This window comes from Rhizobium sp. SL86, from assembly GCF_026672545.1.
GTDB lineage: Bacteria > Pseudomonadota > Alphaproteobacteria > Rhizobiales > Rhizobiaceae > Neorhizobium.
Map to the genome: position 1 here is coordinate 328,995 of NZ_JAPPRJ010000009.1, position 13,609 is coordinate 342,603.

Here is a 13,609-nt window from a genome sequence, read left to right on the forward strand (position 1 = left end):
CGGGTGTGGAGGATGATGCTTTTCCCTTTTCGCGGGCGACATCTGGTCTATCTTCTCCGGCACTCGGAGAGGAGACACCATCCATGAAACCTGCCAGGTTTGCCCTAGTCATGACACTGCTTTTGCCGACGACGACGCCCGCCGAAGAAAACCGCGTTGACCGTATTCGTCCGGACGCGCCGGAATTGGCGGCCTATGGGCCGCATGACATTGGGGTCCGGACGATCAGCCTGTCGAATCCGGATCAGCTTGATGTTCTCAAGGTAAAACCCGGACAGGACGGCCCCCGTTATGACCGGCCGCTGACGGTCGAGGTCTGGTATCCGGCGCGCGTCGGTCAAGCCGGAGGCGTCTACCGTGTCTTCATGCGGGACGGAAAAACGGAGGTTTCGGTCGCCGGCCGTGCCGTGCGCGATGCTGAACCGGCAAAGGCTCAGTCGGGGGAGCGTTATCCGCTCGTCATCGTCTCCCACGGTTATCCGGGCAATCGTTATCTCCTGTCGCCGCTGGCGGAAAACCTGGCGAGCAAGGGGTATGTCGTCGCTTCGATCGACCATACCGACAGCACCTATAATGATCGAGCCGCCTTCGGCAGTACGCTCGTCAACCGGCCGCTCGACCAGCATTTTATCCTTGGCGAGATTGCCCGACTGTCGAGCACGCCGGACAGCTTCCTTGCCGGTCTGGTGGATGCCGAGCGCGTCGGACTTGTCGGTTATTCCATGGGGGCTTACGGGGCTGTCATCAGTGCTGGCGCCGGTGTGTCCGACGCGGCCGTGAAGGCCGACTGGAGTGCGCCAGACGGCCTTCTTGCAAAGCACCAGGCCGGCACGGAAAGCCATGCGGGTCTCTTTGATCCGCGCCTGAAGGCCGTCATCGCCATCGCGCCCTGGGGCATGCAGCGTGGCATGTGGGACGAGAAGGGCCTTGCGGAACTGAAGGTGCCGATCTTCTTCATGGCAGGCAGCTCGGACGATGTATCCGATTACGACAAGGGCATCCGGCCGCTGTTCGAGGGGGCAAAGAAGGTTGACCGTTATCTTCTGACCTTCGACAACGCCAAACACAATGCGGCGGCCCCCATGCCGGCCCCGGTCGAATCCTGGGCCTTCAACAAGGATCTCGGATTCGCACCCTTCGAACATTACGCCGACCCGGTCTGGGATTCGGTCAGGATGAACAACATCGCTCAGCATTTCGCCACCGCCTGGTTCGACAGGATGCTGAAGGGTGACGCGACGAAGGACCGTTATCTCGATCTGGTCGAGCGCTCGAAGGATGGTGTCCATGCGATCGAGAAGGACGGTACCGTCAAGCCGGAGCATAGTTATTGGGCAGGCTTCCGGAACCGCACCGCCGAAGGTCTGAGGCTCGAGCATCGTTTGCCACAATAAGATCCCCGGCAAGCGTCCTGGATGCGCATCTGCGGCAATATGCGCATCCAGATCAACGGAACGTGATGAGGCGCGAACGCTGTTGATTGTTCTTTGCTGCGGTGCAGCGATAACCCTTTCGCCGTTCAATTTGTGAACGGAGAGGGTTTATGTCGATTTCCGAACGTCTCAACGCATTTCAACCGCAGGCGCTCGCCGTGCTGCGTATCATGGCGGCGCTTCTGTTTCTGGCGCATGGCACCATGAAACTGTTCGCTTTCCCCGGACCACAGCCGGGCCTGCCGGATCCCATCCCGATGTTGTTCCTCGTGGGAGCCTTGATCGAACTCATCGGCGGCGCACTGGTGGCCATCGGCCTCTTCACCCGGCCGGTTGCCTTCATCCTGTCGGGGCAGATGGCAGTTGCCTATTTCATGTTCCATTTTCCGAAAAGCTTCTTCCCGTCGCTGAACGGCGGTGATGCGGCAGTGCTCTACTGCTTCATCTTCCTGTTCTTCGTCTTCTCCGGGGCCGGGGCATGGTCCGTGGATAACCGCAAGGCGTGATCGCATCCGCGAACTGAGAAAACGCCTCCGCAGGCCTCGCCGGCGGAGGCGTTTTCATGTCGATCAGCCGGCCAGCTTCAGGCCGATGATGCCGGCAAGAATGAGGGCGATGCAGAAAAGGCGGGGCAGGGTGGCCGGGTCGCCAAAAAGGACCATTCCAAGGATGACGGCGCCTGTGGTGCCGATCCCGGTCCAGATCGCATAGGCCGTGCCGACCGGCAGATCCCGGATGGCAAGGCCGAGCAGGCCGATGCTGACCGCCATGCAGGCAAGCGTCAGCAGCGAAGGGACGAGGCGGGAAAAACCTTCGGTGTATTTGAGGCCGATCGCCCAGCCGGTTTCCAGCAGACCGGCAATGATCAGGTAGAACCAGGGCATGGTTCGCTCCGTGTCAGGAGAGCGAGGTCGTCCCCACCCGGAAATATGTCGCCAGTTCGGCTGGCCACAGCGGTCGTCCGCGCAAGACCTATCTGGTGCCTTGCGCGAACCGTTCAAGGGCTGTCCGTGTGGCTTTTTGCTTACGCAAGCCGTTCGGCATGCCAGCGCAGATGATCGTCCATGAAGGTGGAGATGAAATAATAGGAGTGGTCGTAACGCTCCTGCATGCGAAGCGTGAGCTTGATGCCGGTATCCCTGACGGCCTCCTCGAACAGCCAGGGCCGGAGACCCTTTTCCAGGAAACCATCTGCAGTTCCCTGGTCGATCAGGAATTCGGGGAAACGGGCGCCATCCCGCACCAGCGCGCAGGCGTCATAGGCACGCCAGGCGGCCTGATCGGGTCCGAGATATTTTTCGAAGGCCGGTGCCGACCAGTCGGCGGTCGAAGGTTCGACGATAGGCGCAAAGGCCGAGCAACTGCGGAACCGCTCCGGATGTTTGAGCGCAATCGTCATGGCACCGTGGCCGCCCATGGAGTGGCCAAAAATGCCCTGCCGGTCCATGTCCGCGCGGAATTGCTCGGCGATCAGGGCCGGCAGTTCTTCAGTCACATAGGTGTACATCTGATAGTGCTCGGCCCAGGGCGCTTCCGTCGCATCGAGGTAAAAGCCGGCCCCCTTGCCCATCTGCCAGTTCGTCTTTTCATCCGCCACGTCGTCGCCGCGGGGGCTGACATCCGGGCAGACGATGATGAGGCCGAGTTCGGCGGCGAGACGCCGGTATTCGCCTTTTTCCATGACATTGGCATGGGTGCAGGTGAGGCCGGACAGATACCAGAGCACCGGCCGCTTTTCATGGATCGCCTGGGGCGGCACAAAGACGGCGAAGGTCATCTCGCAGTTGCAGGCCTGAGACTCGTGCTGGAAGACACCCTGCATGCCGCCAAACGCCGTGTTCTGGGAAAGGATTTTCATGGCAGATGGTCTCCTGTTGGACGGTCAGCCGGCCAGCGAAACGACCGCATTGACGGCGGCGGCAACGAGGACGGTGTTGAAGAAAAAGGACAGAAGGCTGTGCAGCAGGTTGATGCGCCGCAGGGCCGTGGTGGTGATCGTCACGTCGGAGGTCTGCGCCGTCATGCCGATGATGAAGGAAAAATAGAGGAAATCGGTGCCGGTCGGTTCCGCCGTCTCGGGAAAGGCAAGCCCTCCCTGCAGATGCAAGGCGCCTTGCGCATCCGGCACGCGCCGCCAGTAATGATGGGCGTAGTGCATGGCAAACATCGTGTGGATCGTCAGCCAGCCGCCGATCACCGAGAGGAAGGCGAGGGCGACTTCGAAGAGGCTCGGATCATGCGCCCGGTTGAGTGCGTTAAAGAGCGCGCCGATGGCAGCGACCACCGCCAAGAGGGTGACGATCATGATCGTATAGGCCGGCGCATCGTCGCGCTCACGACTGGTCTTCAGGCGGTTGACGGTCAGATGCGGGACACGCCTTGCCATCATCGCCAGATAGACGAGAAAAAACAGGATGGCGGCAATCTCGATGGCAAGGCGCGGCGTCAAAGCCAGGAGCAGCGGAAGCGCGGCACACCCGGCCACGCCTGCCGCATAAAAGGGACTGTGGCGGCGATGGCGCCAGCCAGTCAGCACTTCCGGAGACGTCCGTTTTTCCGCCTCGCTCATGATGCCGGGCCTTCCGGCGGTTCTGCCGCGATCACCTTTGCGCGTCGGCAGAGGCGGTCGAGGGTCGACAGGAAACTGGAGCGGTCGCGGGGCGAAAAGGCGGCGTTGTAACCCTTGCTTTCGCCGGTTTCGCGCAGGTGCGCGCCAAGGTCGCGCATGGCGCTTGCCATGCCGATATTGGCCTCGTCGAACACGCGGCCCGTCGGCCCCGTCACCTGTGCACCGGCGGCAACACAGCGCGAGGCAAGCGGCACATCGGCGGTGACGACGATATCGCCGGTCGCAGCGCGTTCGGCGATCCAGTCATCGGCGGCATCGAAGGCGCCGGAGACGATGACGTTTTTCACCATCGGATCGCGCGAGGGGCGCAGGCCGGAATTGGCAACGAAGGTCACCTCCAGCCCATGCCGTTCCGCGACCTTCAGGATCTCGGGTTTCACCGGGCAGGCATCGGCATCGACATAGATCATCGGGTCACCAGTCGAGATTCGGAATGTCGCCGTTGAAGCAGGCCGGCTCCAGCACGAAATCGACACGGGCGGGCAGATAACGACGAAGACTGACGAGAGGCGGCAGCGGCGTGCCCTCCACCCAGGGATCGATCGTGTCCTTTTCGATGATCACCGAGATCTCCTCACCCTGCGTCAGGACCTTGACGCTGGAACAGTTGAAGCCGGCAAGAACCAGGTGATACAGCACCAGGCCCGGGCTCCAGATCGACAATTCGCCGTGTAGCATGGGGTAACGCAGCGCCGGAACCGTCAGCACCAGGATCGCGCATTCCGGCAGCAGGTCGTGCAGCCGCCGCAGGAAACGCTGCGGATCGCGCTGGCGGTGCAGCATGTGGGCGGCGATGATGCAATCGAACGTGGTCGGCAAAAGGGCGGTGTGAAGATCGCCCCGGCGGACGGTGATGTCCTCCGGCAGCCTCTCGATCTCCTTGTCAGGTGCCACCAGCGTCGTCACCATGCGCCCGACGCGGAAGAGCGCAAGGCTGCGCTCCTCGGTGCCGGGGCCGAAATCCAGCACCGTTTCGAATTCATAGGCCGAGAGAAGCTTCGCAAGCGCCATCGCCGCCGGCAGCCCGTAGGTGACGGGCAGCAGGTCGCTTGCCGGCGGCGCTGCCTGTCCCTGGGCCTGCTTCAGCAGGTCGAGCCGAGAGCGCAGCATCTTGTTTTCCGCCTGCAGCGGCTGCAGCACCTGCTGCATCATCTTCTGCAGGCGGTGGATCTGTTCCTGCTGCGCGGCGATCACCGGATCAACCTGTGCCCGGTTCATCGGCTCCCGCGGCGCCTGGCCCTGGGGCGGCGTGCGTTCCGGCTGACGAAAGTTGAGGACGGGCTGGGATGGACTGCCGATCGCCGGATCCGGCAGAACGCCGGTCGGATCGCTCGCCACGCCGGGCACGCCGGCGGCCTCCGGATGACCTTCACCGGAAAAAACGAAGGAAAAATCGGCGTCGATTGCCGAACCATCGGCAGACCGCACCTCCACCATGGCGTGGAGCCCGTCGAAGGAACGCAGGCTGGCTCCGCAGGAAGTGCCGCCCTTGTCGCCCATCAGCTGCACATCCCCCCGCATCACGGTGACGAGTGGCGGCTGGAAGATAATCAGGTACTGACCTGCGGACTTGCGCGACACATGGAAGCCGTTGCCGCGTGCGACCTGGCCATCTGCCTTCACCAATCCCGATAATACCCGTTCCGACATGCCTGCTCCTGTGCCGCGCCGCTTACGTTCGTCGCGAATGTATGGGCAGCACGTTCGCGCTGCCCATCCTGACAGAAGGCAATACGACGCCCGTCAGTAGATCACAACCGAGCGGATGCTTTCCCCACCATGCATCAGCTCGAAACCCTTGTTGATGTCTTCGAGCGGCATCGTGTGGGTGATCATCGGATCGATCTCGATCTTGCCTTCCATGTACCAGTCGACGATCTTCGGCACATCCGTGCGCCCGCGCGCACCACCGAAGGCCGTGCCCATCCAGGTCCGGCCCGTGACGAGCTGGAAGGGACGGGTGGAGATTTCCTGGCCGGCGCCGGCAACGCCGATGACCACCGACTTGCCCCAGCCGCGATGCGAGGATTCCAGCGCCTGGCGCATGACCTTGGTATTGCCCGTGCAGTCGAAGGTGTAGTCCGCGCCGCCGATCTGGTCGGCTCCGCGTTTCGTCATGTTGACGAGATAGGGCACGATGTCATCGCCGACCTCTTTCGGGTTGACGAAATGCGTCATGCCGAAGCGTTCGCCCCAGGCCTTCTTGTCGTTGTTGAGATCGACGCCGATGATCATGTCGGCACCAGCAAGCCTGAGGCCCTGAATGACGTTGAGACCGATGCCGCCGAGACCGAAGACGATGGCGGTCGAGCCCATCTCAACCTTGGCCGTGTTGATCACGGCACCGATGCCCGTCGTCACGCCGCAGCCGATATAGCAGATCTTGTCGAAGGGGGCGTCGGGGTTGACTTTGGCGACCGCGATCTCCGGCAGAACCGTGTAGTTGGCGAAGGTGGAGCAGCCCATGTAGTGATGGATCTTGTCCTTGCCGATCGAAAAGCGGCTCGTGCCGTCTGGCATCAGGCCCTGGCCCTGCGTGGAGCGGATAGCGGTGCAGAGATTGGTCTTGCGGGAGAGGCACGAGGGGCATTCGCGACATTCCGGCGTGTAGAGCGGAATGACATGGTCGCCCTTCTTCACCGAGGTGACGCCCGGCCCGACATCGACGACGATGCCCGCACCCTCGTGGCCGAGGATCGCCGGGAACAGGCCTTCCGGATCGGCGCCGGACAGCGTGAAATCATCCGTGTGGCAGATGCCCGTGGCCTTGACCTCGACCAGCACTTCGCCGGCGCGCGGGCCTTCCAGCTGCACGGTCATCACTTCCAGCGGCTTGCCGGCCTGAACGGCGACTGCGGCGCGAACGTCCATATCTCATCTCCCTGAAATTCTGATTCCGGAGATGGTTGTGGCATGGGCAGCCGCCTGCCTCAAGTGACAAAGGCGACATGAACCGTCTCCCGTTTGCGATCGGCCAGGTCGTCAGGCGACGGTTTCCTGCATCCGGTTGCGCTGCTGTTCCCGCCAGATGATGAACAGGCCGGAGGCGACGATGATCGCGATTCCGAGCCATTTCGACGGTGTCGGGAAATCGGAAAACAACAGGTAACCGAGCACGGTGGCCGAGATGATCTCGAAATACTGGAAGGGGGCGAGCAGCGAGACCGAGGCCATGCGGAAGGCGCGCACCACAAGCAGATGCACGTAGCCGGAGAGAGAACCGAGAATGAGGAGCAGGACGATACCGAGGCTGGAGGCGGGCAGCGACATGTCGAAGTCGGCGATCCCCAGTCCGTCGCCGGCCAGCAGCACGCCCCCCATGAAGGCGGTTCCACCGACGCCGGACATCATCTGCATCGTCAGCGGCGAATCGGCGTCACCGAGCGCCCGGTTGAGGAAGAGGTAAAGCGTGAAGAGTGCCGCGCAGGCGACCGGCAGCAACGACGTCCAGCCAAAGATCTCGAAACTCGGCTGGATGACGATCATCGCGCCGCCAAAGCCGACGAGAATGGCGAGCCAGCGCCGCCAGCCGACCTTTTCGCCGAGGAAGAGGGCGGACATGATCGTCAGCATGAAGGGTTCGACGAAATAGATGGCAAAGACGTCCGCCAGCGGCATGTATTTGACGGCGGTGAAAAACATCAGGCTGGCGCCGGCATGCAGCGCGCCGCGCAGCATGTTCATCCAGGGCCGTTTGACCTGACCAAAACCGCCGACCGTCCAGAAGAAGAGCGGCGCGAGCACGATGAGCTGCACCAGGAATCGGTAGAAGGTCACCTGACCCGGCGACATGGTCTCGAAGGTCGCCATGTATTTGGCGATCGCGTCCATCATCGGCAGCACGATCATGCAGGACGCCATCAGCGCCATGCCTTTGACGGAGGATTCGGGGGCAGGCGGGTGCGGGGGCATGAATCACGTTCCTGTGGTTATCCCTTGAACCACAGGCGGCGCTTCCCTGACAAGCAGGCCCGGTCCGTAACTACGCTGCTGGTGCCGTCAGCTTCGCTCCAGAACCGTCGGGCCGAACACCTCCTCGAAGGCCTCGCGCAGGCGCATGTCGACGTCCTGCATCATTACCAGCATGCCGAGATCCTCAAGGCTCGTGACGCCATAGGCGGAGATGCCGCAGGGCACGATGCCGGAGAAGTGCGACAGGTCCGGATCGACGTTGAGCGACAGGCCGTGGAAGCTTACCCAGCGGCGCAGGCGGATGCCGAGCGCGGCAATCTTGTCCTCGGCTACCGTTCCGTCCGGCAGCACCGGTTTTTCCGGCCGGCGCACCCACACACCGACGCGGTCCTCCCGCCGTTCGCCGCGCACGTTCATCGAACCGAGACAGCGGATGATGACCTCTTCCAGCGCAGCCACATAAGCGCGCACGTCCTGGCGCCGGCGTTTGAGGTCGAGCATGACATAGGCGACCCGCTGGCCGGGGCCGTGATAGGTGTATTCGCCACCGCGCCCTGTGGAAAACACCGGGAAGCGGTCCGGCTGGATGAGATCTGCCGAATCGGCGCTGGTGCCGGCCGTATAGAGCGGCGGATGTTCGAGCAGCCAGACGAGTTCGTCGGCGCGCCCCTCAGCGATCGCCGCCACTTCGGCATCCATGACCGCAAGCGCCTCCTCATACGGCACCAGGGAATCGGAAATGCGCCAGCGCACCGGCGGAGAATCCTCTCTGGCGAACATGGTGTGGTCGAGATCGGTGCGGGTCAGCATGGCGTCTTCTTTTCGTCGAACTTTTTTGAACGCGGTATCCACAGGCGCAATACCTGCAAATCCGGGCTTTCCCTATATAGGAAATCGCTGAGGAGTTTTATCTTTCAAAAAACTGTCACGGCACACTTGCGCCGGGGAAAACGCTTTGCTAGATGCTCCCTCGCCGACGCAAGACGGCCTACCACGATGCGGTCGTGGCGGAATTGGTAGACGCGCAGCGTTGAGGTCGCTGTGGGGCAACCCGTGGAAGTTCGAGTCTTCTCGACCGCACCAAACAAACCCGGCGAAAGCCGGGTTTTTTGTTGTCTGGCAATGGTTTGGACACCGGCGCCAGCGGCGCGAGCCGGCTTCACGTCACCAACTGCAGTGGACAATGGTCGGAGACTTCCGGATCGGTGACGATCGTGAAGTCACGCGGGTCGACGGCGGCATTGACCAGCATGTAATCGGCAAACCGTCCTTGTTTGGTATAATGCGACGTGCGCGTGCTCTTAAAACCGCGCGTGGTGACGAGATCGACCAGTCCCAACGTCCCGAGAATATCGAAGGTGATGCTGCCCGGTTCGACATTGAAATCACCGCAGGCGATCAGCCCATCATCCGGGCCGGCGACCGAGCGCAGCAGGTCGGCAAACCGCTCGGCCTGCACCGTGCGTTGTGGCGTATCCATCTTTCCGCGAAGATCCCGCAAACCGTGCATGTGGCCGATGGTCAAGACGCGATTCTGCTTCCTGTCGTAAAGGCGCACGACATGCGCATTGCGGGGGCGTGGATGTTCCCCGTAACCATGTGCCGAAAAGGCGCCGTGAACAAAGCCGACTGCCTGCCCGATGACCGGGATATCCCGGCGTATGAAGGTTGCCAGGCCGAACTGCGAAGCAAAGTCGGTGTCCTTTCCATGGAGCACGCCTTCGGCATTCGGTGAGAAGATCGCCGCGTGTTCAGGCAACGCGTCACAGAGGTCGCGGAAGAACCGTGCACGCTGGGGCAGAACATGGTCGCCGTCACGGTAGGTCAGCCAGTCATCCGTGGCGAGAGGCGTATGCACCACCTCCTGCAGGCAGAGTACGTCCGGATCGGCCTGCCGCAGATAAGGCATCAGCACGTCATGCAGCTTGCCGCCCCAGGCATTCAGCGAAACAATCTTCAACGGCTGCAGGCCTCATCTCATCATCAACGAGGATAGGCTGCCCGCGCGGCGTTGGAAATGCAATGCCCTGTGGGATCGGTGTGAGGGCCGTGCCCTTTACGCCGGTGCCGCCCAGAACATTGGCCCGCCCTTATGTGCGGGAAAACCGTAGCCGTTGATCATCACCAGATCGATGTCGCTTTCGCGCGCGGCAATGCCTTCGGCGAGCAGCGCGCGCCCTTCCGCCGCCATGGCGGAAAGCAGCCGATTCAGGATTTCTTCGCCGGAGAAGGTTTGCGGGGTGATGCCCTTTTCCGCGCGACAGGCTTCGATCAGGGCCGTCACCTGCGGATCGACCTGGCGTTTGCCGTCCGGATAGGCATACCAGCCACGACCGGCTTTCTGGCCGAAGCGGCCAAGCTCGCACAGTCGGTCGGCGATCGGCACATAGCGATCGGCAGGATCGCGGGTTGCCGCCTGGCGCTTGCGCCGCGCCCAGGCAATTTCCAGCCCCGCCATGTCATAGACGGCAAACAGGCCCATCGGGAAACCGAAATTCTCCAGCGCTGCGTCGATCTCGTGCGGCAGGGCGCCGTCTTCGATCAGGAATTCGGCCTCGCGCCGGTAGGCGGAAAAGATCCGGTTGCCGATAAAGCCTTCGGTGACGCCGGTAACGACGGCCAGTTTCTTCAGCCGTTTGGCAAAGGCAAGTCCGGTCGCCAGCACGTCCGGCGCCGTCTTTGCGCAGCGCACCACCTCTAACAGGCGCATGATATGGGCGGGCGAGAAGAAATGCAGGCCAAGCACGCGCTGAGGGATGGCGGTCGCCGCAGCGATCTCGTCCGGGTTCAGATAGCTGGTATTGGTCGCCAGAATAGCCTCCGGGCGCAGCACCGCATCCAGCCGGCGGAAAAGATCGATCTTGACGTTAAGGTCGTCGAACACCGCCTCGACGACAAGATCGGCATCCGCGAGGTCGGCATCCACGGCCGTGACCGAAAGGCGTGACGCCTGTGCGTCGGCAGCCTCGCGCGACAACCGGCCGCTCGCGACCGATTTTTCGATGATTCCCAGAATGCGTTCACGCCCCGTGGTCGCCGCCTCCGCCGTCTGGTCGAGGCCGATCACGGCGTAACCGGCGCCAAGAGCCGCTACCGCAATGCCGCAGCCCATCAGGCCGAGACCGGCAATGCCGAGCGTCTCGACCGGGCGTGGCGCAATCTCGGCAAGATCGGCCACCTTGCCGGCCTCGCGTTCGGCAAAAAACACATGTCGGAGCGCCTTGCTCTCCATGCCGTCGCGCAAGGACAGGAATGTCTGACGTTCCGCTGCAAGTCCCTCCGCAAGGGGAGCTTCGCAGGCGAGACGGACAAGCCGCACCGCCTCTGCGGGCGCTTTCTGGCCGCGGGCCCTGGCGGTTATCTTGGTTGCGGCTTCCTCAAACGCAGACACGTTCAGCGCCGGCGGCGCGAGGTCTCCGGTACGCCGCAGCGTCTGGCCCGCCAGAGTGCGCGCCAGCGCGATGGCCTGAGCCGGGAGATCATGATCGACAATGTCATCGATGATGCCGCAGTATTTTGCTTCGCCGGCCTTTACCGTCCGCCCGGAAGCAATCATCTCCAGTGCGCCGAGTGCCCCGATCAGGCGCGGCAGTCGCTGCGTTCCCCCGGCCCCCGGTACCAGGCCGAGCTTCACCTCCGGCAGGGCGACGATAGCGGAGGAGAGAGCGAGGCGCGCGTGGCAGGCAAGCGCCACTTCCAGGCCGCCACCAAGGGCCGCACCGTTCAGCGCCGCAACAACCGGCTTCTCATGGGCCTCGATCATCTCGATGACGAAGGGCAGGATCGGTTCGACCGGCGGAAGGCCGAATTCGCGGATATCCGCCCCGCCGATAAAGGTGGTGCCGGTGCTGGTCAGCACGATCCCGGCAAGATGCACATGGTCGCGGCTATGGGCCAGCGCTGCCATCAGCCCGGCCCGCACGCTGGCCGATGTGGCATTGACCGGCGGATTGTCGATCGTCACGACGAGGATGCCGTCCCGTTCCTCACCCTTGACCGTGTCGGAAAACGAGATCCTCGTCATGGCAACCTCCCTTATTCCGGAATGACGGCGATGGCCTGGATTTCGATCTTCGCCCGGTCTTCCATCAGCGCGACGACCTGAACGGCGGCCATGGCGGGGTAATGCCGGCCGATCACCTCGCGGTAGGCGGCACCGATCCCCTTCAGATTGGCGAGGTACTCCGCCTTGTCGACGAAATACCACGTCATCGTGGTGATGTGTTCGGGCCGTCCGCCGGCCTCCGCCAGAACATCAATGACATTCTGCAGGGTCTGGCGAACCTGATCGACAAGGTCGTCAGTCTCAAACTGGCATTGAGCGTTCCAGCCGATCTGTCCGCCGATATAGATCTGCCGCCCGGTGGCTGCGATGCCGTTGGCATAACCGATCGGTTTGGCCCAGCCTTCCGGCTGCAGGATGGTGTGCATCTCTTCGGTCTCCCGTTTACCGTCAGTTCTTATTTCATAAGCTCGCGCGCAATGATGAGCTTCTGCACCTCGGTGGCGCCTTCGTAGATGCGCAGCGCCCGGATTTCCCGATAGAGGCTCTCGACGATCTCGCCGCGCTGGACGCCGCGCCCGCCGAACATCTGCACGGCCCGGTCGATCACCTTCTGCGCGTTCTCCGTGGCGACCATCTTGGCCATGGCCGCCTCCTTGGTGGTCGGCAGGCCCTGCACGTCGCGCCGCCAGGCCGCCCGGTAGGTCAGAAGGGCCGCCGCATCGATCTCCGCCGCCATGTCGCCAAGGGCTGCCTGCGTCAGCTGCAGGTCTCCAAGTGTCGCGCCGAACATCGGGCGTGCTTTTGCATGCGCCAAGGCTTCATCAAGCGCACGCCGGGCGAAACCGAGCGAGGCTGCAGCCACCGAGGCCCGGAAGATGTCGAGTGTGCGCATCGCGATCTTGAACCCTTCGCCCGGCTCGCCGAGCAGGCGATCCGCCGGAACCCGGCAGTTCTCGAAGCGGATGGTTGCGAGCGGATGCGGCGCGATCACATCGATGCGCTCGGCGATCGAAAAGCCTGGATCGTCTGAAAAAACGACAAATGCCGAAATGCCGCGCGTGCCGGGCGCTTCGCCCGTGCGGGCAAACACCGTGTAGACATCGGCGATCCCGCCATTCGAGATCCAGGTTTTCTCGCCGTCGAGCACGAAGTGGTTGCCGTCACGTCGCGCACCACACTGCATCGCGGCGACGTCTGAGCCGGCGTCCTTTTCCGAAAGCGCGAAGGCCGAAATCCAGTCACCGGCCTGCACCTTGGGCAGGACGAGTGCCTTCAGTGCGTCGGAGCCCACAAGGCCGATGGCACCCGTGCCCAGCCCCTGCATGGCAAAGGCGAAATCGGCAAGACCGTCATGCCAGGCAAGTGTCTCGCGGGTCAGGCAGACGGCACGGCTGTCGATTGGCGCCTTGCCGCCCCCGCCTGTTGCGGCATCCAGCAGTCCGGCCTCGCCAAGCACCTTCACCAGCGATCGGCAGGTTCTGTCCGTGTCGTCGTGGTCGATGCCGGAGAGGGCGCCGGAGGTTGCAAACCGATCGAGCTGTTCGGCGAGTTCCAGGTGTGTTGCATCGAAGAACGGCCAGTCGAGATGATCGCGGGAAGGGCCCGCAAGCCTGGTGATGCTGGCCATTG

General features: G+C 62.9%; 14 protein-coding genes and 1 tRNA gene. 3 read left to right on the plus strand and 12 right to left on the minus strand.

All coding sequences use genetic code 11. From position 1 onward, the window contains the following. The first annotated feature begins 83 nt into the window (after positions 1-83). Complete coding sequence (locus tag OU993_RS24875) at positions 84-1,394, plus strand: alpha/beta hydrolase family protein (RefSeq protein WP_268161604.1); 1,311 nt, start codon at positions 84-86, stop codon at positions 1,392-1,394. 149 nt (positions 1,395-1,543) lie between these two features. Further along, entirely contained in the window at positions 1,544-1,939 is a 396-nt protein-coding gene (locus tag OU993_RS24880; protein ID WP_268161605.1) for a DoxX family protein, read from the plus strand. A gap of 63 nt (positions 1,940-2,002) precedes the next feature. On the opposite strand, the gene sugE is transcribed toward OU993_RS24880, so the two are convergent. From sugE to lipB, 8 genes are all read right to left on the minus strand, one after another. Then, on the minus strand, positions 2,003-2,317 hold the full coding sequence (sugE, locus tag OU993_RS24885; RefSeq protein ID WP_268161606.1) for a quaternary ammonium compound efflux SMR transporter SugE: 315 nt from the start codon (positions 2,315-2,317) through the stop codon (positions 2,003-2,005). Between the two features lie 140 nt (positions 2,318-2,457). Continuing rightward, on the minus strand, positions 2,458-3,291 hold the full coding sequence (gene fghA / locus OU993_RS24890; RefSeq protein WP_268161607.1) for an S-formylglutathione hydrolase: 834 nt from the start codon (positions 3,289-3,291) through the stop codon (positions 2,458-2,460). Positions 3,292-3,315: 24 nt separating this feature from the next. Then, positions 3,316-4,002, minus strand: coding sequence for a DUF1345 domain-containing protein (locus OU993_RS24895; RefSeq protein WP_268161608.1), 687 nt, complete (start codon positions 4,000-4,002; stop codon positions 3,316-3,318). Continuing rightward, positions 3,999-4,472 carry a YaiI/YqxD family protein gene (locus OU993_RS24900; RefSeq protein ID WP_268161609.1) on the minus strand — a complete coding sequence of 158 codons (474 nt, stop codon included), beginning with the start codon at positions 4,470-4,472 and terminating at the stop codon, positions 3,999-4,001. Before OU993_RS24900 ends, OU993_RS24895 begins: the two co-directional genes overlap by 4 nt. A 4-nt stretch (positions 4,473-4,476) precedes the next feature. Further along, positions 4,477-5,712 carry a class I SAM-dependent methyltransferase gene (locus OU993_RS24905; RefSeq protein WP_268161610.1) on the minus strand — a complete coding sequence of 412 codons (1,236 nt, stop codon included), beginning with the start codon at positions 5,710-5,712 and terminating at the stop codon, positions 4,477-4,479. Between the two features lie 93 nt (positions 5,713-5,805). Next, the gene (locus OU993_RS24910) at positions 5,806-6,933 is read right to left on the minus strand and encodes an S-(hydroxymethyl)glutathione dehydrogenase/class III alcohol dehydrogenase (RefSeq protein ID WP_268161611.1); all 1,128 of its coding nucleotides are present in this window, start codon (positions 6,931-6,933) and stop codon (positions 5,806-5,808) included. Positions 6,934-7,044: 111 nt separating this feature from the next. After that, entirely contained in the window at positions 7,045-7,974 is a 930-nt protein-coding gene (locus tag OU993_RS24915; protein WP_268161612.1) for a DMT family transporter, read from the minus strand. Between the two features lie 87 nt (positions 7,975-8,061). Further along, positions 8,062-8,784, minus strand: a complete 723-nt coding sequence (gene lipB, locus OU993_RS24920; RefSeq protein ID WP_268161613.1) for a lipoyl(octanoyl) transferase LipB — start codon at positions 8,782-8,784, stop codon at positions 8,062-8,064. A gap of 188 nt (positions 8,785-8,972) precedes the next feature. Between lipB and OU993_RS24925 the strand changes: the two genes are divergently transcribed. Beyond that, positions 8,973-9,057: transfer RNA gene (locus OU993_RS24925), tRNA-Leu, on the plus strand. 76 nt (positions 9,058-9,133) lie between these two features. On the opposite strand, the gene OU993_RS24930 is transcribed toward OU993_RS24925, so the two are convergent. The 4 genes from OU993_RS24930 to OU993_RS24945 all read right to left on the minus strand — a co-directional run bounded on the left by OU993_RS24930 (position 9,134) and on the right by OU993_RS24945 (position 13,607). Then, positions 9,134-9,934: an endonuclease/exonuclease/phosphatase family protein gene (locus OU993_RS24930; RefSeq protein WP_268161614.1), complete on the minus strand. Its 801-nt coding sequence runs from the start codon at positions 9,932-9,934 to the stop codon at positions 9,134-9,136. 96 nt (positions 9,935-10,030) lie between these two features. After that, a complete protein-coding gene (locus OU993_RS24935) occupies positions 10,031-11,998 on the minus strand; it encodes a 3-hydroxyacyl-CoA dehydrogenase NAD-binding domain-containing protein (protein WP_268161615.1) in 1,968 nt (655 codons plus the stop codon). An 11-nt stretch (positions 11,999-12,009) separates the two neighbouring features. Next, positions 12,010-12,405 carry a RidA family protein gene (locus OU993_RS24940; RefSeq protein WP_268161616.1) on the minus strand — a complete coding sequence of 132 codons (396 nt, stop codon included), beginning with the start codon at positions 12,403-12,405 and terminating at the stop codon, positions 12,010-12,012. Positions 12,406-12,434: 29 nt separating this feature from the next. Continuing rightward, a complete protein-coding gene (locus OU993_RS24945) occupies positions 12,435-13,607 on the minus strand; it encodes an acyl-CoA dehydrogenase family protein (RefSeq protein ID WP_268161617.1) in 1,173 nt (390 codons plus the stop codon). Between the last annotated feature and the right edge of the window lie 2 nt (positions 13,608-13,609).